This is a genomic window from Aquabacterium sp., from assembly GCF_036279675.1.
Lineage (GTDB): Bacteria > Pseudomonadota > Gammaproteobacteria > Burkholderiales > Burkholderiaceae_C > Aquabacterium.
Map to the genome: position 1 here is coordinate 21,714 of NZ_DASUIS010000128.1, position 19,296 is coordinate 41,009.

13 protein-coding genes are annotated in these 19,296 nt (G+C 63.5%); 9 read left to right on the forward strand and 4 right to left on the reverse strand.

What is annotated here, in order from left to right; translation table 11 throughout:
- Positions 1-20 precede the first annotated feature (20 nt).
- The 7 genes from VFW93_RS14880 to VFW93_RS14910 all read left to right on the forward strand — a co-directional run bounded on the left by VFW93_RS14880 (position 21) and on the right by VFW93_RS14910 (position 7,944).
- A complete protein-coding gene (locus VFW93_RS14880) occupies positions 21-1,430 on the forward strand; it encodes a DUF898 family protein (RefSeq protein ID WP_329694748.1) in 1,410 nt (469 codons plus the stop codon).
- Positions 1,431-1,450: 20 nt separating this feature from the next.
- Complete coding sequence (gene purB / locus VFW93_RS14885) at positions 1,451-2,827, forward strand: adenylosuccinate lyase (protein ID WP_329694749.1); 1,377 nt, start codon at positions 1,451-1,453, stop codon at positions 2,825-2,827.
- A 208-nt stretch (positions 2,828-3,035) separates the two neighbouring features.
- Entirely contained in the window at positions 3,036-3,713 is a 678-nt protein-coding gene (locus tag VFW93_RS14890; RefSeq protein WP_329694750.1) for a PEP-CTERM sorting domain-containing protein, read from the forward strand.
- A 60-nt stretch (positions 3,714-3,773) separates the two neighbouring features.
- Positions 3,774-4,613, forward strand: coding sequence for an orotidine-5'-phosphate decarboxylase (gene pyrF / locus VFW93_RS14895; RefSeq protein WP_329694751.1), 840 nt, complete (start codon positions 3,774-3,776; stop codon positions 4,611-4,613).
- Positions 4,614-4,671: 58 nt separating this feature from the next.
- Positions 4,672-5,829 (forward strand): ABC transporter permease, encoded by a 1,158-nt coding sequence (locus VFW93_RS14900; RefSeq protein WP_329694752.1) that lies wholly within the window; start codon positions 4,672-4,674, stop codon positions 5,827-5,829.
- Positions 5,830-5,838: 9 nt separating this feature from the next.
- Entirely contained in the window at positions 5,839-7,017 is a 1,179-nt protein-coding gene (locus VFW93_RS14905) for an ABC transporter permease (RefSeq protein WP_329694753.1), read from the forward strand.
- 33 nt (positions 7,018-7,050) lie between these two features.
- Positions 7,051-7,944 (forward strand): fumarylacetoacetate hydrolase family protein, encoded by an 894-nt coding sequence (locus tag VFW93_RS14910; RefSeq protein ID WP_329694754.1) that lies wholly within the window; start codon positions 7,051-7,053, stop codon positions 7,942-7,944.
- An 11-nt stretch (positions 7,945-7,955) separates the two neighbouring features.
- Here the strand turns inward: VFW93_RS14910 and VFW93_RS14915 are convergent, their stop codons facing one another.
- Positions 7,956-8,594: a TetR/AcrR family transcriptional regulator gene (locus VFW93_RS14915; RefSeq protein WP_329694755.1), complete on the reverse strand. Its 639-nt coding sequence runs from the start codon at positions 8,592-8,594 to the stop codon at positions 7,956-7,958.
- A gap of 147 nt (positions 8,595-8,741) precedes the next feature.
- Between VFW93_RS14915 and VFW93_RS14920 the strand changes: the two genes are divergently transcribed.
- Positions 8,742-9,755 carry an alpha/beta hydrolase gene (locus VFW93_RS14920; RefSeq protein ID WP_329694756.1) on the forward strand — a complete coding sequence of 338 codons (1,014 nt, stop codon included), beginning with the start codon at positions 8,742-8,744 and terminating at the stop codon, positions 9,753-9,755.
- A 138-nt stretch (positions 9,756-9,893) separates the two neighbouring features.
- The gene (gene uvrA / locus VFW93_RS14925; protein ID WP_329694757.1) at positions 9,894-12,827 is read left to right on the forward strand and encodes an excinuclease ABC subunit UvrA; all 2,934 of its coding nucleotides are present in this window, start codon (positions 9,894-9,896) and stop codon (positions 12,825-12,827) included.
- On the opposite strand, the gene VFW93_RS14930 is transcribed toward uvrA, so the two are convergent.
- The 3 genes from VFW93_RS14930 to metH all read right to left on the reverse strand — a co-directional run bounded on the left by VFW93_RS14930 (position 12,817) and on the right by metH (position 19,218).
- Entirely contained in the window at positions 12,817-14,406 is a 1,590-nt protein-coding gene (locus VFW93_RS14930; RefSeq protein WP_329694758.1) for a DUF1501 domain-containing protein, read from the reverse strand. The two genes, uvrA and VFW93_RS14930, sit on opposite strands and share 11 nt — an antisense overlap.
- A gap of 9 nt (positions 14,407-14,415) precedes the next feature.
- Positions 14,416-16,212 carry a DUF1800 domain-containing protein gene (locus VFW93_RS14935; RefSeq protein WP_329694759.1) on the reverse strand — a complete coding sequence of 599 codons (1,797 nt, stop codon included), beginning with the start codon at positions 16,210-16,212 and terminating at the stop codon, positions 14,416-14,418.
- A gap of 189 nt (positions 16,213-16,401) precedes the next feature.
- Positions 16,402-19,218 carry a methionine synthase gene (gene metH / locus VFW93_RS14940; protein ID WP_329694760.1) on the reverse strand — a complete coding sequence of 939 codons (2,817 nt, stop codon included), beginning with the start codon at positions 19,216-19,218 and terminating at the stop codon, positions 16,402-16,404.
- Between the last annotated feature and the right edge of the window lie 78 nt (positions 19,219-19,296).

The following is a 19,296-nucleotide window of genomic DNA, read 5'->3' on the forward strand; positions in this document are numbered from 1 at the left end:
TCGTTACATTTGATGCTGAAATGAACAATTCCGGCGTTCGCTCAGCAGTACGCGTCATCCGGCTGGACGAGTTCGTTCCCAAACAAGCCGTCATGCTCCCCGAGCGTGCGGTGGACGAACTCGAGCCTGAATGGTCGAGCCTGCCTTCTCTAGCCTGGCCTGAACCCATCGGGTCGGCTCGGCCGCGCACGCCTGTTTTGCCGGATCCCGTCGAGGACGATGGCCTGGATCCGGTGCTGGAGGAAGGCGCGCCCACCGTGCCCACGAGCACGGCGTTCGAGACGTCGGCTGCCGCCTCGTCCGCGCCCGGCAAGATGCCGCGTCTGCCAAATGGGGTTGTGACATCCTGGCCCCTGCGGTTTCAAGGCGAGCCGCTGGGCTATGCCCGCCTGTGGCTGCGCAATCTGCTGCTGATCTTGTTGACGGCGGGTCTGTATCTGCCGTGGGCACGTGTGCGCAGCCAGCGCTACCTGATGCGCCACACCAAGGTGGCTGGCCATGTGCTGGACTATCACGAGCCTCCCGGCAACCTGCTGCCTCGCTATGCGCTCAGCGCCGCCTTGATGCTGGGCGTGACAGGGGCGTGGGCCGGAGGCTCGACTCTGGCGGGCATGCTGGCCTTGTCACTGGCGCTGGCAGTCTGGCCTCTGCTGGTCTTCATGAGCCTCACGCACCGCATGGCCCACTTGAGCTGGGCGCATCGGCGGCTGGCCTTCGATGGCACGTGTCAGCAGGTCTATCGCGCCATGTGGGCGCCGTTGTTTGGCGGCGGCGCCGTGGCCTGGTTGCTGATGGCAGCCGTCATCGTGCGCAGCCCTGGCAACTGGGTGGCCTGGGGGGCGGCGCTGGGTTTGTGGGTGCTGGCCATGCCGGCCTTTGTGTGGACCTGGTATGTGTTTCGCCAGCGGCATCTGCGTCTGGGGCCCTTGCACCTGCTGTGGAAGGCGAGCAAGCCTGCCGTGATGATGATGTTCCTGCGCACCCTGGTGTGGGCCATGCTGGCGACTGTGTTCAGCCTGGGCGTGGCGGCCGTGGTGCTGGCGGGCGTGCTGGTCATGCGTGGCAAGCTCAACCTGACGATCGAGCGCGGCCTCTTGCTGGCCTCGGCCCTGGCCGTGTGCGCAGCGGTTCAGCCCTACGCCCAGGCCCGTCTGCAGAACCTGGTGTGGAACAAGTCCGGCAACCGCTACCTGCGTTTTCGCAGCAAGTTGTCGGTGGCCGATTTCGTGATGCTGCAAAGCAAGCACGCGCTGCTGCTGGTCTTGACGTTGGGGCTGTACTGGCCCTGGGCCGTGATCGCCACGCGTCGCATGCGGGCGCAATCGCTCACGATCTGGTCCCGGGTGGACGCGGACGTGCTGAAGGCGCATTGGCCCACCTATGAGGCGCCGGCTACCGGTAAAATGGCGGGTTCGCCCGCGAATTTGTAACCCGTCTCGGACCCTTGCCCATGAACCAGTCTGCCTATTCCGCCTTGACCGCCTTATCGCCGCTGGACGGCCGTTATGCCGCCAAGGTCGCCACGTTGCGCCCTTTGCTGTCCGAGTTTGGCCTGATGCACCGCCGCGTGCAGGTTGAAGTCGAGTGGTTCATCGCCCTGTCCGATGCCGGTCTGCCCGAGTTTCCATCCCTGTCCGAAGCCTCTCGCGGTTACCTGCGCGGCCTGGTGGCACGGTTTTCCGAGGCTGATGCCCAGTCCATCAAGGACATCGAAAAAACCACCAACCACGATGTGAAAGCCGTCGAGTACTGGCTCAAGCAACGTTTTGCCAATCATCCCGAGCTGGAAAAGACCGGCGAGTTCGTGCACTTCGCCTGCACCTCGGAAGACATCAACAACACCAGCCACGGTCTGATGCTCAAGGCCGCCCGTGAGCAGGTGATCCTGCCCGCCATCGACGGCCTGATCGGCACGCTCAGCGGCCTGGCCCACAACATGGCCGAGATCCCCATGCTGAGCCGCACGCACGGCCAGACGGCATCCCCCACCACCGTGGGCAAGGAAATCGCCAACGTGGTGGCCCGCCTGGCTACGGCCCGCGCCCGCATCGCTGACGTCAAACTGCTGGCCAAGATGAACGGCGCCGTGGGCAACTACAACGCCCACCTGTCGGCCTATCCTGACAAGGACTGGGAAGCCTTCAGCCAGTCGGTCATCGAAAACCAGCTGGGCCTGACCTTCAACCCCTACACCATCCAGATCGAGCCACACGACTACATGGCCGAGCTGTTTGATGCCGTGACGCGCACCAACACCATCCTGATCGACTGGTCGCGTGACGTGTGGGGCTACATCAGCCTGGGCTACTTCAAGCAGAAGACCAAGGCCGGCGAGATTGGTTCGTCCACGATGCCGCACAAGGTCAACCCGATCGACTTCGAGAATGCCGAAGGCAATTTCGGCCTGGCCAACGCCGTGCTGACGCACCTGAGCCAGAAGCTGCCGATCAGCCGCTGGCAGCGCGACCTGACTGACTCCACCGTGCTACGCAACATGGGCGTGGCCCTGGGTTACGCCCTGCTGGCGTACGACAGCCTGGCACGTGGCCTGGGCAAGCTGGAAGTCAATCCGCAAGCGCTGGCCGAAGACCTCGACAACTCGTGGGAAGTGCTGGCCGAGCCCATTCAGACGGTGATGCGCCGTTACGCCTTGCCCAACCCCTACGAGCGCCTCAAGGAGCTGACCCGCGGCAAGGCCATCACCCGCGAGTCCATCCAGGCTTTCATCGAGACGCTCGAGTTGCCTGAAGAAGAGAAGGCTCGTCTGATGCAGATGACACCTGGCAACTACATCGGCAAGGCCGTGGAGCTGGCCAAGCGCGTCTGAACCTGCTGATGAGCGCTTTGTCGCTCACTTGAAGTGGCCCGCGATCCGTTTGTGCAGCTTGCACACGTGATTGGCGGGCCATTTCCGCCATGGGGCGAGCCCCTAAGGTGAGGCCATACCTTGCCCCTACCGCTAGGGATGCGCGCTCGGCCCGCCCTTCCTACATTGGTGACTCCTGCTTTTCAGCTATTCACAAAGGAGTATCACCATGCGCTTTACCCTGTCTGCCTTGACCCTCGGCGTCAGCCTCTTGCTGGCCCAGGCCGCTCAGGCCGTGTCCCTGACCGAGCCCGTTTCCCCCGCACTTTTTGCCGACACCAGTTTGAATGGCACGACGGCAGCCGCTCGTCCCGAGCTGGCTGGTACCGTCCTGGAAGATGTCATCACCCCTTTCAGCTTCAGTGGCGTGACGGGCACCGTGCAGAACCGGGTGGTGCGTGAAACCGGCACCGGTACGCTGGACTTTTACTGGAAGGTCGATGTGGACGCCTCCACAACCGGGCTGGGTGTGAGCGCCTTCCGTCTGGCTGATTTCGGATATGCCAACCTCAAGGATGCCGACTGGCGCATCGATGGCCTGGGCAACCGTGCGCCTGACGTGGCAAGGTTGTTCAACGCGGCGAGCTACCCGACGGGCGACGTCAATTTCCTGTTTTTCAACGGCATCGCGCCCGGCAGCCAATCCGCCTTCTTCTTTTTGCACACGGGCGCCACGGCCTACGACAGCACGGCCAAGTTCGACCTCCTGACCACCGGTCCCCAAAACCTCTCCGGCAGCTTCTCGACCTTTGCGCCCAGCGCAGTGCCCGAGCCCTCCACCTATGGCCTGCTGGCAGGTGGTTTGCTGGTGATGGGGGGCGTGCTGCGCCGCCGTCGTTCTGCCTGAAATGCGGCGTGATGGGCGGGGCTGGTTCTGGCCTCGGGGTTGAGCCGGTAAAATTGGCGAATGAACTTCACCGACCAGCTCGCGCAAGCTCAGCGCCAGAACGATTCCCTGCTTTGTGTGGGCCTGGACCCCGAACCGTCCAGGTTCCCCGGTGCCTGGAAGGGTCAGAGCGACCGCATCTATGACTTCTGCGCTGCCATCGTGGACGCCACCAAAGATCTGGTCTGTGCCTTCAAGCCTCAGATTGCCTACTTTGCGGCCCACCGTGCCGAAGACCAGCTGGAGCGCCTGATGGCGCACATGCGCCGTGTGGCGCCTTACGTGCCCGTGATTCTGGACGCCAAGCGCGGGGACATCGGCAGCACGGCCGAGCAATATGCGCATGAAGCCTTCGATCGTTATCAGGCCGACGCCGTGACGCTCTCGCCTTTCATGGGCTTTGACACCATGCAGCCCTTCCTGAAGTACCCGGGCAAGGGCGTGATCCTGTTGTGCCGGACGTCCAACCCTGGTGGTTCGGATCTGCAGAACCTGCGTCTGGCCGATGTGCCCGGCCAGCCCCGCGTGTACGAACACATCGCCGCGCAGGCGCAAGGCCCCTGGAACACCAACGGCCACATGGGCCTGGTGGTGGGCGCGACCTTCCCCGAAGAGATCGCCCGCGTGCGTGAACTGGCCCCGACCCTGCCTTTGCTGATCCCCGGCGTGGGCGCACAAGGTGGTGATGCCGTGGCCACCGTCAAGGCCGGCCTGAAGAAGGATGCCAGTGGCGCCATCACCGGTACCATCATCGTCAACAGCTCGCGTGCGGTGCTGTACGCCAGCAGCGGCGAGGACTTTGCCAGTGCCGCCCGCAAGGTGGCGCAGGACACCCGCCTGGCGCTGAACGCCGCACGCTGATCCGAGCGATGCAGTCAGCCTGACATCGATGGTGCGTCAGCCCATGTCAGACTAGGGCATGTTCCTCTTCAGGCTGTTGCTCAAGAACGCGTTCAGGTATCGCCTGCGCGCCTTGCTGACCATGATCGGTCTGATCGTGGCCATTTCGGCATTCGGCCTGCTGCGCACCATCGTCGATGCCTGGTATGCGGGCGTCGACGGCACCTCCAGCACCCGCCTGGTCACGCGCAGCTCCATCTCGCTGACCTTTCCCCTGCCGCTGAACTACGCCGAGCGCATCCGCTCCGTCGATGGCGTCAGCGGCATCTCCTGGGCCAACTGGTTCGGCGGTATCTACATCACCGAGCGCAACTTTTTTGCGCAGTTCGCGGTTGATCCGCCGACCTACCTGGCGCTGTACCCGGAGTTCGTCCTCAGCGACCAGGAAAAGGCCGAGTTCTTCCGTGATCGCAAGGGCTGTGTGGTGGGCCGCAAGCTGGCGCGTAAATTCGGCTGGAAGGTGGGGGACACCATTGCCCTGCGCGGCACCATCTACCCGGGCACCTGGAGCTTCACCATCCGCGGCATCTACCAGGGCAAGGATGCCAAGACCGATGAGCAGCAGATGTTCATCCACTGGAAGCTGCTGGCCGAGACCATTCGTGCGCGCATGGGTGCCCAGGCCGATCACGTCGGCGTGTATGTGGTGGGCATCCACAACCCGGATGACGCGCCGGCGGTTTCGCAACGCATCGATGCCTTGTTCAAGAACTCGCTGGCCGAGACCATGACGGAAACCGAGAAGGCCTTCCAGCTGGGTTTCGTGTCCATGAGCGAGGCCATCCTGATGGCCGTGCAGGCGGTGAGCTTCATCATCATCCTGATCATCATGGCCGTGATGGCCAACACGATGACGATGACCGCACGTGAGCGTCTGGCCGAGTACGCCACGCTCAAGGCACTGGGCTTTCCGCCGGCCTTTGTGGTCAAGCTGCTGTTTGGCGAGAGCCTGTTGATCGCCCTCATCGGTGGGCTGATCGGCATGGCCGTGACCTTCCCGCTGGCGCGGGCCTTCGTGAATGCGGCGGGCACCTTGTTTCCTATCTTCAATGTGTCCGCGCTGACGATCAGCCTGCAGTTGCTCGCCAGTGTGGTGGTAGGCACGGTGGCCGCAGCCTGGCCGGCCTGGAAGATGTCGCGCATCGACATTGTTCAGGGCTTGCGCCATGTGGCTTGAGGACCTTGCATGATCGCTCGCAAGACGGTTCCCTTCAGCTACATCGCACGCAATCTGTGGGTGCGTCGGGTGACCACGCTGCTGACCGCGGGCGGCATGGGGCTGGTGGTCTATGTGTTTGCCACCGTGCTGATGATGAGCGAAGGCATTCGCGCCACCCTGGTGGCCACCGGGCAGCCTGACAACGTGATGGTGCTGCGCAAGGGCGCAGGTGCCGAGATCAACTCCGGGATCACGCGTGGGCAGGCCTCCGTCATCGAGAGCCTGCAAGGCATTGCGGTGGATGGCGGCGGCAACCGTTTGATCACCAAGGAACCGGTGGTGCTCAACACCTTGCCCAAGCGTTCATCGGGCAAGCCCAGCAATGTGACGGTGCGCGGCACCTCGGCCACCGGCATGGCCTTGCGGCCGCAGGTGCGCCTCTTTGCCGGGCGCATGTTCCGGCCGGGTACGAGCGAGATCGTCACCGGCAAGGCCGTGGCCAGGGGCTTTGCCGGAGCCGGGTTGGGCGAGACCATGCGCTTTGCCGGCCGCGACTGGAAGGTCGTGGGCGTGTTCGATGCCGGGCGCAGCGGTTTCGACTCGGAAGTGTGGGGCGACAGCGAGCAGATGATGCAGGCGTTTCGCCGCCAGGCCTACTCGAGCGTGGTGTTCAAGCTGACGGACCCATCCAGTTTCGATCGGGTCAGGCAGGCCTTGGAAGACGATCCTCGCCTGACGCTGGAAGCCAAGCGCGAAACCATTTTTTATGCCGAGCAATCGGAGGCCCTGGCCACTTTCATCCGCTTGCTGGGCCTGGCCTTGTCCATCATCTTTTCGATCGGGGCCGTGGTCGGCGCCATGATCACGATGTTCGCGGCGGTGGCGTCGCGCATTGGCGAAATCGGTACCTTGCGCGCACTGGGGTTTCGGCGCACGGCGGTGCTGTCGGCCTTCATGAGCGAGTCGCTGTTGCTGTCATTCGTGGGCGGCATCATGGGCCTGGGGGCCGCCGCCCTGATGCAGACGGTCAACATCTCGACGGTCAACTTCCAGACCTTTTCCGAGCTGGCTTTCCAGTTCACACTCACGCCACGCATTGCCATGCAGTCGATCAGCTTTGCGCTGGCCATGGGCTTTGTCGGGGGCTTCATCCCGGCCTGGCGCGCGGCGCGCATGAAGATCGTGGATTGCCTGCGTCAGGCATGATGACGCGGCGCCTCATCCCATAAGGAGACACCCATGCATTTGTGCAGTTATGAAGTCGATGGCCAGGTTCAAGTCGGTCTGGTGCACGGCTCCGGCATCGTCAACCTGAGCAAGGCCTTGGCGGGCGAACTGTCGGCGCACCAGCCCATGATCGACCTGATCACGCGTTGGTCGGCATTGAAAAATCGCGTGGCTGCGTTGCTGGAGGCCCCGGCCGATGTGACGGTCGACCAGGTGCACCTGCTGGCCCCCGTGCCGCGCCCCGGCAAGACGCTGGCCATCGGCCTGAACTACGTCGAACACGTCAACGAGAACATCATTGGCGAGAGCCGCACCGTGCCGGATCACCAGATCTGGTTTCCCAAGCTGGCCAATGCCATCAACGGGCCCTTCGACCCCATCGTGCTGCCGCGCATTTCGCAGATGACGGATTACGAGGCCGAGATGGTGACCATCATCGGGCAACGTTGCCGCCATGTGCCGCGTGAGCGCGCCAGCGAGGTGGTGTTCGGCTACTGCGTGGGCAACGATGTGTCGGTGCGCGACATCCAGAAGCGCACCTCGCAATGGACGCTGGGCAAGTCATTTGACACGCATGCGCCGTTTGGCCCCTGGATCACCACCGCTGACGAAGTGGGCGACCCGCATGGCCTGGAGATCCAGTGTCTGGTCAATGGCGAGGTGCGCCAGCACAGCAACACGCGCCTGATGATCCACAAGGTGTGGGATCAGATCGCGCAACTGAGCCAGGTGATGACGCTGGAGCCAGGTGATGTGATCTTCACGGGCACCTGCAGCGGCGTCGGGGCCGCGTTCAACCCGCCGAAGTTCCTGAAGGCCGGTGACACGGTTCGCGTCGAGATCGAAAGCCTGGGCGCCATCGTGGCGCGTTGCGTGGACGAGGATGACGACAGCGGCGAGGCCTGATCCGGCCTTGATCAGGCGCTGGTCTGAACCGGTGCTTCCAGCGACTGGATCACCGCCTGGACGAACTCGGTGACCGTGCCGGTGAGTTCGCTCAGGCGATGGGCCTCACCCCGCTCGATGGCCTGCAGGATCAACTCGTTGATGCCGCCGATCACGGCCGTGGCCATGGTGGGTGTCAGCGGGCGCTTGTGGGGCTCGACCACACGGAAGGCCTCGACCTGCATGATCAGGAACTGACCAAAGCGCTCGCCCATGCGCCGCCGCAAGGCCAGGCCTTCGTTGCCGATGGTCATCAATTCGATGTACATCGCCCGCATGACGGCCGTCTGGCTTTCCAGGCTGCTCAGGTAGGCATGGGTCACGTTGCGCAACTGTGTGATCCAGTCTTCGTCGAACCGGTAGTTGGCGGCGATCAGGGCCAGGGTCTGGTCACACAAGCGCTCGCCCAGCGCCAGCAGGCAGGCTTCCTTGCTGGCGAACTGTTCGTAGAAGGTGCGCTTGGAGACGCGCGCCTTGGCCACGATGTCGGCGATGGTGATGTCGGCAAAGGCCTGCGTCTGCAAGGCGTCCGCCAGCCCGTCCAGCAGGCGCTGGCGGTGCTCGGTGGCGGCAGCAAGCGCCGCTTTGGATGACGAAGAAGCCTTGTCCATGAATGAGGGGTGATTAGGCCATATGTCGCATTTGGTACTTGACGGTACCAATCGCATTGGTTATCTTTGCGGCAGTTTGGTACTGAACAGTACCAGAACGGTACTCATTCCGCTTACAAGTGTCCATACCTACCGAGGAGAGTTTTCATGCGTTCAGACAAGTTGATGGGATGGCGCCCGCTCGCCGTGGCGATGGCGACAGGCCTGCTCGTCTCGGCGGGTGGTGCGGCGCACGCGCAGCCCGCTGGTGCCGCCAAGCCCTATACCGTGGTCAACGCCAGCTTCGCCTGCCAGCAGACCACCTGCGACGCCGAACTCTGGTTGCCCGTGCAGGCGGCCAACGCCCCCAAGCCACCGGTGATCATCATGGCCCACGGTTTTGGTGGCCTGAAGGACTGGGGCTTGCAGCCTTTCGCCGAGCGCTTCGTGAAGGCCGGCTTCGCCGTGGTGCGATTTGACTACCGCGGCTTCGGCAAGAGTGGTGGCCAGCCCCGTCGCGTGGTGGACGGCAAGGAGCACGTCAAGGACTGGTTGTCTGCCATCGACAACATCAGCCAGCGCGCTGACGTGGACGGCCAGCGCCTGGGCATCTGGGGCACGTCCTACAGCGGCGGGCAGGTGCTGGTTGCCGGTGCGGAACGCCCCGCCGTGGTCAAGGCGGTGAGCGCGCAGGTGCCCTTTGTGAGCGGCTTCTCCAGCAGCCTGCGTTTCCCCATCAAGTATCAGCCGCTGGCTGGCTGGTATGCCCTGCGCGACATGATGCGCAGCGACAAGGAAGAGCCCCTGTATGTGCCCACCATCGCCAAGGGCGAGTTTTCTGCCCTGATCTGCGATGAGTGCAACGAGGGCTACAAGAAGCTGGTGCCGGCAGGTGTGGGTGAAGAAGAGAACAAGGTGGCGGCACGTGTGTTCATGACACTGCCTTTCTTCTCGCCTGGCAGCCGCGCCAAGGACATCAAGGCCCCCACACTGATCGTGGCGGCCGAGAACGATGGCCTGATCCCGGTGGGCAAGGTGCGTGAAGTCGCCAAGGAGCTGGCCAAGGGTGAGTACGTCGAGCTCAAGGGCGCAGATCACTTCTCGCCCTACACCGGCCCCCTGTTCGAGCAGGTGGTGGCCAAACAGACGGCGTTCTTCCAGAAGAACCTGATGGGGCAGTAAAGGGCTGCACACGCCCAGCATTCCTGTCAGCGTCTGAGTAAGTGGTGGCGCCAGAGAGCGAAGCCGACGTATCATGATCGGTTGCTTTTTGCCGAGGGCCCGACGCAGGTTGGGGCCTCTTCTTGCTCAGATCCGCCGATGTCTCGCCCAGCTCTCCCTGATCCCCTTGATGCGGCCCCCGAGGCGCCTGCCCAGCCCGCATCCCGACCCAGGGGCGACAACCCCTTGATCCAGATCCGAGGGGCCCGCACCCACAATCTGAAAAACATCGACCTGGATCTGCCTCGCCACCAGCTGGTGGTGATCACCGGCTTGTCCGGCTCGGGCAAGTCCAGTCTGGCCTTCGACACGCTGTATGCAGAAGGCCAGCGCCGCTATGTCGAAAGCCTGAGCGCCTATGCGCGCCAGTTCCTGCAGTTGATGGACAAGCCCGATGTGGATGTCATCGAAGGCCTGTCGCCCGCGATCAGCATCGAGCAGAAGGCCACCAGCCACAACCCGCGCTCCACCGTGGGCACGGTCACCGAGATCCACGACTACCTGCGCCTGCTGTACGCCCGCGCCGGTACCCCGTTCTGCCCCGATCACCACGTGCCGCTGCAGGCACAAAGCGTTAGCCAGATGGTGGACATGGTGCTGGGCCTGCCCGAAGACACCAAGCTGATGGTGCTGGCGCCTGTGGTGCGCGATCGCAAGGGCGAGCACGCCGAGCTGTTTGCCGACATGCAGGCGCAAGGCTATGTGCGTTTTCGCATCAACGGCGAGATCGTGGAAGCGGCCGATCTCAAGCCCCTGGTCAAGAACGAAAAGCATGACATCGACGTGGTCGTGGACCGCCTCAAGGTCAAGCCCGACATGCAGCAACGACTGGCTGAGAGCTTCGAGGCCGCCTTGCGTCTGGCTGATGGTCGCGCGCTGGCTTTCGAGATGGACACGGGCACCGAGCACCTGTGCTCGGCCAAGTTCGCCTGCCCCGTGTGCAGCTATTCGCTGGCCGAGCTGGAGCCGCGCCTGTTCTCGTTCAACTCACCCGTGGGCGCCTGCCCGACCTGCGATGGCCTGGGCCATGTGATCGCCTTTGATCCCCTGCGTGTGGTGGGTTTCCCATCGCTGAGCCTGGCCAGTGGCGCCGTGAAGGGCTGGGACCGTCGCAACCCCTACACCTACAGCCTGATCGAATGCCTGGGCAAGCACTACGACGTGGACATGGAGCAGCCTTTCGAGGAGCTGCCCGCCCATGTGCAACAGGTGGTGCTGTACGGTTCGGGCGAAGAAGAGATCGAGTTCGTCTACGAAGCGGATGGCCCGTCGGGCAAGAAGCGCAAAGTCAAGCGCACGCATGCGTTCGAGGGCATCATCCCCAACTTCGAGCGTCGCTTCAAGGAGACCGACTCCGCTGCCGTGCGCGAAGAACTGGCCCGCTATCAGCAGCCCAAGGCCTGCCCTGATTGCCACGGCACGCGCCTGCGCACCGAGGCTCGCAACGTCAAGCTGCTGGATGCCAACACCGGCGAAACCCGCGCCATCTTCGAGATCGCGCACGCCACCCTGGCCGAAGCACACCACTACTTCGAGCACCTGCATCTGCAAGGCGCCAAGGCCGAGATCGCCTCCAAGGTGGTCAGCGAAATCCGCTCGCGCCTGCGCTTCCTCAATGATGTGGGCCTGAACTACCTCAGCCTGGATCGCAGTGCCGACACGCTGTCGGGCGGCGAAGCACAACGCATTCGCCTGGCCTCGCAGATCGGCTCCGGCCTGACGGGCGTGATGTACGTGCTCGACGAGCCCAGCATCGGCCTGCATCAGCGCGACAACGACCGCCTCATCGGCACGCTGCAGCATCTGCGCGATCTGGGCAACAGCGTCATCGTGGTCGAGCACGATGAAGACATGATCCGTGCCGCCGACCACGTGGTGGACATGGGGCCGGGTGCTGGCGTGCATGGCGGCAAGGTGTTGGCGCAAGGCCGGCCAGCCGACATCATGGACAACCCCGACAGCCTCACAGGCCAGTACCTGGCGCGCGCCTTGCGCATCGAGGTGCCGACCAAGCGCCATGCCTTCACCAAGGACACGCCACGACTGCGTGTGGTCAACGCCCGCGGCCACAATCTCAAGGGCGTGACCGTGGAAGTCCCTGTGGGCCTGCTGACCTGCGTGACCGGCGTGTCCGGCTCCGGCAAGTCCACCCTGGTCAACGACACCCTGTATGCTGCCGTGGCCAAGAAGCTCTACCAGAGCCACACCGAACCCGAGCCGCACGACGAGATCGAAGGCCTGGAGCTGTTCGACAAGGTCATCAACGTGGACCAATCCCCCATTGGCCGCACACCGCGCAGCAACCCGGCCACCTACACCGGGCTGTTCACACCGATCCGCGAGCTGATGGCCGATGTGCCGGCGGCACGCGAGCGCGGCTACAACGCCGGGCGCTTCTCTTTCAACGTGGCCGGTGGCCGCTGTGAAGCCTGTCAGGGCGATGGCGTGCTCAAGGTGGAGATGCACTTCCTGCCCGATGTGTATGTGCCGTGCGACGTGTGCCATGGCAAGCGCTACAACCGCGAGACGCTCGAGATCCTGTACAAGGGCAAGAACATCCACGAGATCCTGGACCTGACCGTGGAGGCCGCGCTGGCCTTCTTCAGCGCCGTGCCCTCGATCGCACGCAAGCTGCAGACGCTGATGGATGTGGGCCTGGGCTATATCCGCCTGGGGCAGGCCGCCACGACCTTGTCAGGCGGTGAGGCGCAGCGTGTCAAGCTGGCGCTGGAGCTGTCCAAGCGCGACACGGGCCGCACGCTCTACATCCTGGATGAACCCACCACGGGCCTGCACTTCCACGACATCGCCTTGCTGCTCAAGGTGCTGCATCAACTGCGTGATGCCGGCAACACCATCGTGATCATCGAGCACAACCTGGATGTCATCAAGACGGCCGACTGGTTGATCGACATGGGGCCAGAAGGCGGCTCAGGTGGTGGCCAGTTGCTGATCGCCGGTACGCCGGAAGACATCGCCCGGCACGCAGGCAGTCATACCGGGCACTACCTGCAGCCCTTGCTCACAGCATGAAACCCAGATCGTAGGCGTTGCTGTTGAACTGACTGAGGTTGGGCAGGATGCTGGCCAGATCGGTGGGTGACACGCCCATCCATTTGCCCAGCGTGTAGGCGTACTGATCGACCGAGGTGCTCGGCAGCATCACGCCGTTCTGGATCTGATCCGGGCTGGCGAACACACCGTTGGCGTCGGCCGTGCTGTATTGCGGGAAGGTGCCATAGACCTCCGTGCCGCGAACGGCCCCGCCCATGATCAGGTGGTGCGAGCCCCAGCCATGGTCGGTGCCATCGCCATTGTTGGTGAACGAGCGGCCGAACTCGGATGCCGTGAACGTGGTGACCTGGTTGCGCATGCTGCCGCCAGGCATGTTGCCCAGCAACGTGTCGAAATAGGCCATGGCGTGGTTGAGCTGCGCCATCACGTCAGCGTGAGCCTGGTTCTGGTTGTCATGCGTATCCAGGCCATTGAGGCTCACCATGAAGAACTGCCGCTTGATGCCCAGCCCGGCACTGCGGTTGACATCGATCAGGCGCGCCACCATCTGAAGCTGTGCCGCCAGGCTGTTGAATCGCGTGCTGCCTTCAGTCGGACTCATGTATTGCAGCATCGGATCCGAGTAGGCGTTGTAGTTGCCGGAGCCGGGCGTGCCCCAAGGCGCCTGATTGGCCACAGGCAGGCGGCTGCTCAGCAGGTTGCCTGCCTGAAAGCTGCGCTGTACCAGTTGCTGATGATCCTGCACCAGGTAGTTGCTGCTGGAGGCCGAGCTCATGATGTTGCTCAGCGCTGTCTGCAGTTGCGTGTAGCCATAGGTTCTGGTGCCCAGGCTGGGGATGCCACTGGAGCTCGTCTGGTAGGGCAGGACCGCGCGTCCATTCATCCAGACGGATGCCCCGGCCGGTGTCATGCAGGTGAACGAACGCTGGATCAAGGCCATGTTCGCGCCCGCGCTGGTGGCGTTGCCCGCCATCAGCAGGTCGCCCATGCGGCCCGCCCACCCTTCGGTGCTGCCCTCCACTCCGAATGACTGCCAGGTGGCTTGCTGGTCATTGTGCGAAAACAGCTTGGCAGGCTTCTCGAACCGGGCGTTGGACCAGTCCGCCTTGGTGGTTGGCCGGGTCAATGGGCCGACATTGGCCAGGACGGCCACGCGTCCGGCTTGATGCAGCTGTTGAACCTGGGCCAGTGCGGGGTGCATCGCAAATTGACGCCCGGTGTGAACCGCCCGCCCTGCGTGGTTGATGGGCAGCACGCCCCCGAGCTTTTCTGGTGAGCCACCTGATGCCGTGTTGTCGGGCGTGGTGCCGGGGGCCAGCAGCGCAATCGATGTGCTGCTGTCCTGTGGATTGCGCAGGCGTGGGTTGCGGTGGTTGACGTAGTGCGTCCAGGAGGTGGAATCGGTCGCCAGCACGGTGTTGTAGGCGTCGTTGCCGCCGTACATGAAGATGCAGACCAGAGCGCGGTAATCCGACGGGGCTGATTGCGCAGCAGCCTGTGTGATCGCAGACAGGTTGACACCCAGAGGCAGTGCACTGCCCATCGCGGACATGGCTGCAGTCTGTTTGAGGAAGGCGCGGCGGCTGACTTGGCTCATGCGTATCTCTTACTGCTGGATGTTGAAGGCTGGCGAAGCTGCCACCAGCAACAGTGCGCCGGTGATGCGCACACGCTTGCCGTTGGCATCAGCAGCAGGGATGGCCGACAACGCGGTGATCGCCTGATCCCGCACATCGTCCTGCAAGACGGTGCCCAGCAGGCGTGTGGACACGGCATCGATCAATCTGGATGCATCACTGGCGACGCTGTCCCAGGTGGCGGTCTCGAACTGGATGTCGTAGCGGGTTGAGCCGGGCAGCCACTGCCCCCAGCCATCGCGCAAGGCCGCGGTCACGAAGTTGACGTAACCGATGACCGATGTCTCGTTGGCGATCTGCATCTCCGGCGCGACCAGGCCTGCCGTCGTCATCAGGCTTTGTGGTGCCTTGTAGCCCGGCCTGAAGTAGTTGAAGACCGATGGCGCGCGCATGGGCGACTGGCCCAGCGAGCTGCTGGCGCTGTCTGTTTCGTAGACCTGGTAGATGGGCAGGGTGCCATTGCTCAGGGCGCTGTTGTAGGTGACGCTGTTGTGGGGAATGGCCCGCAGCAGGTGAGCCCACTTCAGAACGGGTTCGCGCAACTTGCCGTATGTGGTCGTGTCGTAATTGGATGGGTGGCGCGCTTCATCGTGCAGGAGGATGGCCTTCACGACGGCGTGCAGGTTGCCTTGCGTCGCCCGGAACACGCCCGTGATGTCGGCGACGTACTGGTTGCTCGGGTTGCTGGTCACCAGACGCTGAATCAATTGCCGGCTGATGAAGGGCGCCGTGTTGGGGTGGTTGGCCAGGGTGTCCAGGGCGATCCTCAGGCTGGCGCGGGGATCGGCGCTCGACTGCGCGGGGATGGTCACGCCCAGGAACTGCTTGGCGCTGGTGGAGTGCTCCTGCGCATAGGGCGTCATGGGGCTCACATCCTGCGAACTTTCCTTGCAGTCTGCCGCGCGCCAGAAGCAATGCCACCAGATGACTGCCGACTTGGCCGATGGCCAATTCCAGCTCCAGCCGGTGAAGACCTTGGCCAGCCCTTTGATGTCATCGGCGGTGTAGGTTTCCACCTGCTTGCCATTGACCACTTTGGGGTTGCCGCTGTCATCGAGCTCATACAGCCCGATCGAAAACAGCTGCATGATTTCCCGGGCGAAGTTCTCGTCAGGGACGCGGCCCGTGTTGGTGTCTTCCTTGCGGTTGCTCATGTGGGACAGGTATTGCCCCATGGCCGGGTGGGTGGCCACGGCCTCGAGCAGATCGCGATAGCTGCCATCCGCGTGGCTGTCGAGCATGTCCATGTAGCTGGCCACGGTGCGGCCATTGCCCTGAGACGTCGTGGACACCACGAAGATCTCCGATAGCGCAAAGGCCACGCGTTGACGCAATTGGGCGGGATCCCGCACGGCGTGGGTCCACCAGGTCACCAGCACGTCATACACATTGGCATCGGTGGCGCCACGGGCTGTGGCAGAGGCCATGGCCATCTGCTGGTGCGTGCTTTGCAGTGGCAGGGCGAACTGCTCGTCAATCCAGTTGTCGTAACCGATCTGGCTGACGCGTGCCACCGATTCCGGGGTCGGGCCAAAGCTGGCCTGGGTCAGAAAGCGATAGGCATCGGAGGAGTTGGCGGGCAGCATCGCCGCGCTGATGCGCATGTTGCCCCCGGGGTTGGCCGTCTCGGACGAGGAGCCGCTTCCGCCGCCACAGGAGGCCAGCACGATGGCCAGGCCGACGGTCAATACAGTGCGGGCAACGCGATTGATTCGCTTCGGGCTACCGGATGCAGGGCTTGCAGTGGGGATCAGTGTGGCAAACATGGATACGAGCAGGCGACGACGGTGTGGTCATCGCCTGACTGGATTGGCATGTGGATGCCTGCAGTGGACTGGCCTGACCCGGTAGGCGGAATTTGCCACGCCCCCCTTGTGCCCATGTGATGCCAGATTGCCATGTTTGTAAGCAGTGGCAACGCGCATCACATGAAATGCGCACAAGCGTGAATCAGTTCACAGCAGAGGGGCCAATGCGCGCTCGGCCTCTGTCGTGGACAGCCCCATGCGCAGCGCCCAATCTTCAACCTGATCGCCACCGATCTTGCCCACGTTGAAGTAGTCCGCCTCAGGATGGGCCATGTAGAAGCCGCTCACGGAGGCTGCCGGCATCATGGCCAGGCTTTCCGTGAGGTGCATGTGGATGTCATGCGCCTCCAGAACCCGGAACATGTCCTTCTTGACAGTGTGATCCGGGCATGCGGGGTAGCCAGGCGCCGGGCGAATGCCGCGGTACTGCTCCTTGATCAGTGCCACGTTGTCGAGCGACTCGCCACCGGCGTAGCCCCAGAACTCCTTGCGCACGCGTTCATGCATGCGCTCGGCAAAGGCTTCGGCCAGGCGGTCGGCCAGGGCCTTGAGCATGATGGCGGAGTAGTCGTCTTCACGGCCGAGGAACTCGGCTTCCTTCTTCTCGATGTTCAGGCCGGCGGTGACCGCGAACATGCCGATGTAGTCAGGCTTGGCTTCGCGCGGCGCGATGAAGTCGGCCAGCGATCGATTGGGGCGCTTCACACCATCCACGACAGGGCGCTCGGTCTGCATGCGCAGCGGGTTCCAGCTCATCAGCACTTCGCTGCGGGACTCGTCACGGTAGATCTCGATGTGGTCGTCCTGCACGGTGTTGGCCGGGTACAGCCCGATCACGCCATTGGCCGTGAGCCAGCGGCCTTCCACGATTTTCTTGAGCATGGCCTGCGCGTCGGCGTAGACCTTCTTGGCTTCCTCGCCCACGACTTCATCTTCCAGGATGGCAGGGAAAGGCCCGGCCAGATCCCAGGTCTGGAAGAAAGGACCCCAGTCAATGTAGGCCGCCAGTTCACCCAGGTCGTAGTTGTGGAACACGCGTCGGCCAATGAACTTGGGCGCTTCGGGCGTGTAGGTGGCGAAGTCGGCCTGGTGCTTGTTGGCGCGGGCCTCGGCCAGCGACACCATCGGCGTGGCCTTCTTGTTGGCATGCTGCTGGCGCACGCGCTCGTAGTCGGCGTTCAACTCGGCGATGTAGGCGGCCTGGCGCTCGGGGCTCAGCAGTTCGGAGCACACGCCCACAGCCCGCGAGGCATCAGGCACATAGACCACGGGGCCGCTGTAGTTGGGCGCGATCTTCACGGCGGTGTGCACGCGGCTGCACGTGGCGCCACCAATCAGCAGCGGGATCTTGCGTTCACGGAAATACGGGTCGCGCTCCATTTCGGCGGCCACGTACTGCATCTCTTCCAGTGACGGCGTGATCAGGCCTGACAGGCCGATGATGTCGGCGCCGACTTCCTTGGCCTTGTCGAGGATGTCCTTGCAAGGGACCATCACGCCCATGTTGACCACTTCGAAGTTGTTGCACTGCAGGACCACGGTCACGATGTTCTTGCCGATGTCGTGCACATCACCCTTGACGGTGGCGATCACGATCTTGCCCTTGGCCTTGGCATCGCCGCCGCCTTCGATCAACAGCTTCTTTTCTTCTTCGATGTAGGGCAGCAGATGGGCCACGGCCTGCTTCATCACGCGGGCGGACTTCACCACCTGCGGCAGGAACATCTTGCCTGCGCCGAACAGGTCACCCACCGTGTTCATGCCGGCCATCAGCGGGCCTTCGATCACGTGGAGCGGGCGGCCACCGCCGGCCTTGATCTTCTGATAACACTCTTCGGTGTCCACCGTGATGAAGTCGGTGATGCCGTGCACCAGCGCGTGGCTCAGGCGGGCCTCCACGGTGGCGGGCTGTTCGGCCGTACCACGCCAGGCCAGCTTGGCCGAGTCATCCTTGGCCGAGCCCTTGACCTGCTCGGCAATCGCCAGCAGGCGCTCGGTGGGCGTCAGGCTGGTGTCTTCGCCTTCCTTGAACACTGGCTGGCGGTTCAGGACGATGTCTTCGACCAGTTCCCGCAGGTGGGCGTCGAGATCGTCATACACGCCGACCATGCCTGCGTTGACGATGCCCATGTCCATGCCCGCCTGGATGGCGTGGTACAGGAACACGGTGTGGATGGCTTCGCGCACGGGTTCGTTGCCGCGGAAGCTGAAGGACACGTTGGACACGCCGCCCGACACTTTGGCGCCGGGCAGGTTCTGCTTGATCCAGCGCGTGGCTTCGATGAAGTCCACGGCGTAGTTGTCGTGCTCTTCGATGCCGGTGGCGATCGCGAAGATGTTCGGGTCGAAGACGATGTCTTCTGGCGGGAAACCGACTTCATCGACCAGGATGCGGTAGGCGCGTTCACAGATCTCGATCTTGCGTGCGTAGGTGTCGGCCTGACCTTGTTCATCAAAGGCCATGACCACGGCCGCTGCGCCATAGCGCTTGACCAGCGTGGCCTGGTGCTTGAAGTTGTCGACGCCTTCCTTGAGCGAGATCGAGTTGACGATACCCTTGCCCTGGATGCACTTGAGGCCCGCCTCGATCACGTCCCACTTGGACGAGTCGATCATGATGGGCACGCGCGCGATCTCGGGCTCACCGGCGATCAGGTTGAGGAAGCGCACCATGGCGGCCTTGCTGTCGAGCATGGCCTCGTCCATGTTGATGTCGATGATCTGGGCGCCGTTTTCGACCTGTTGGCGCGCTACCGACAGCGCGTCTTCAAATCGTCCCTCCAGGATCATGCGGGCAAATGCCTTGGAGCCCGTCACGTTGGTGCGCTCGCCCACGTTCACGAACAGCGAGCCCTGGCCGATCAGCACCGGCTCCAGGCCGGACAGGCGCATGGGCGACACGGTGGGGTTGGCGGGCGGGGTGCCGGCAGCGGCGGCGGAGGTGGGGCGGGCGGACTCGGTCATGGCCGGCATTTTACGAGGCACCGAGGGCTCAATCGGCCCATGGAGCCCGGACATGCCCTAAATACGTCGCCCAGAAAG

Excerpts from the sequence above, each read along its gene's own strand:
- VFW93_RS14880 (WP_329694748.1), top strand. The coding sequence starts at position 21 with ATGAACAATTCCGGCGTTCGCTCAGCAGTACGCGTCATCCGGCTGGAC.
- purB (WP_329694749.1), top strand. The coding sequence starts at position 1,451 with ATGAACCAGTCTGCCTATTCCGCCTTGACCGCCTTATCGCCGCTGGAC.
- VFW93_RS14890 (WP_329694750.1), top strand. The coding sequence starts at position 3,036 with ATGCGCTTTACCCTGTCTGCCTTGACCCTCGGCGTCAGCCTCTTGCTG.
- pyrF (WP_329694751.1), top strand. The coding sequence starts at position 3,774 with ATGAACTTCACCGACCAGCTCGCGCAAGCTCAGCGCCAGAACGATTCC.
- VFW93_RS14900 (WP_329694752.1), top strand. The coding sequence starts at position 4,672 with ATGTTCCTCTTCAGGCTGTTGCTCAAGAACGCGTTCAGGTATCGCCTG.
- VFW93_RS14905 (WP_329694753.1), top strand. The coding sequence starts at position 5,839 with ATGATCGCTCGCAAGACGGTTCCCTTCAGCTACATCGCACGCAATCTG.
- VFW93_RS14910 (WP_329694754.1), top strand. The coding sequence starts at position 7,051 with ATGCATTTGTGCAGTTATGAAGTCGATGGCCAGGTTCAAGTCGGTCTG.
- VFW93_RS14915 (WP_329694755.1), bottom strand. The coding sequence starts at position 8,594 with ATGGACAAGGCTTCTTCGTCATCCAAAGCGGCGCTTGCTGCCGCCACC.
- VFW93_RS14920 (WP_329694756.1), top strand. The coding sequence starts at position 8,742 with ATGCGTTCAGACAAGTTGATGGGATGGCGCCCGCTCGCCGTGGCGATG.
- uvrA (WP_329694757.1), top strand. The coding sequence starts at position 9,894 with ATGTCTCGCCCAGCTCTCCCTGATCCCCTTGATGCGGCCCCCGAGGCG.
- VFW93_RS14930 (WP_329694758.1), bottom strand. The coding sequence starts at position 14,406 with ATGAGCCAAGTCAGCCGCCGCGCCTTCCTCAAACAGACTGCAGCCATG.
- VFW93_RS14935 (WP_329694759.1), bottom strand. The coding sequence starts at position 16,212 with ATGTTTGCCACACTGATCCCCACTGCAAGCCCTGCATCCGGTAGCCCG.
- metH (WP_329694760.1), bottom strand. The coding sequence starts at position 19,218 with ATGACCGAGTCCGCCCGCCCCACCTCCGCCGCCGCTGCCGGCACCCCG.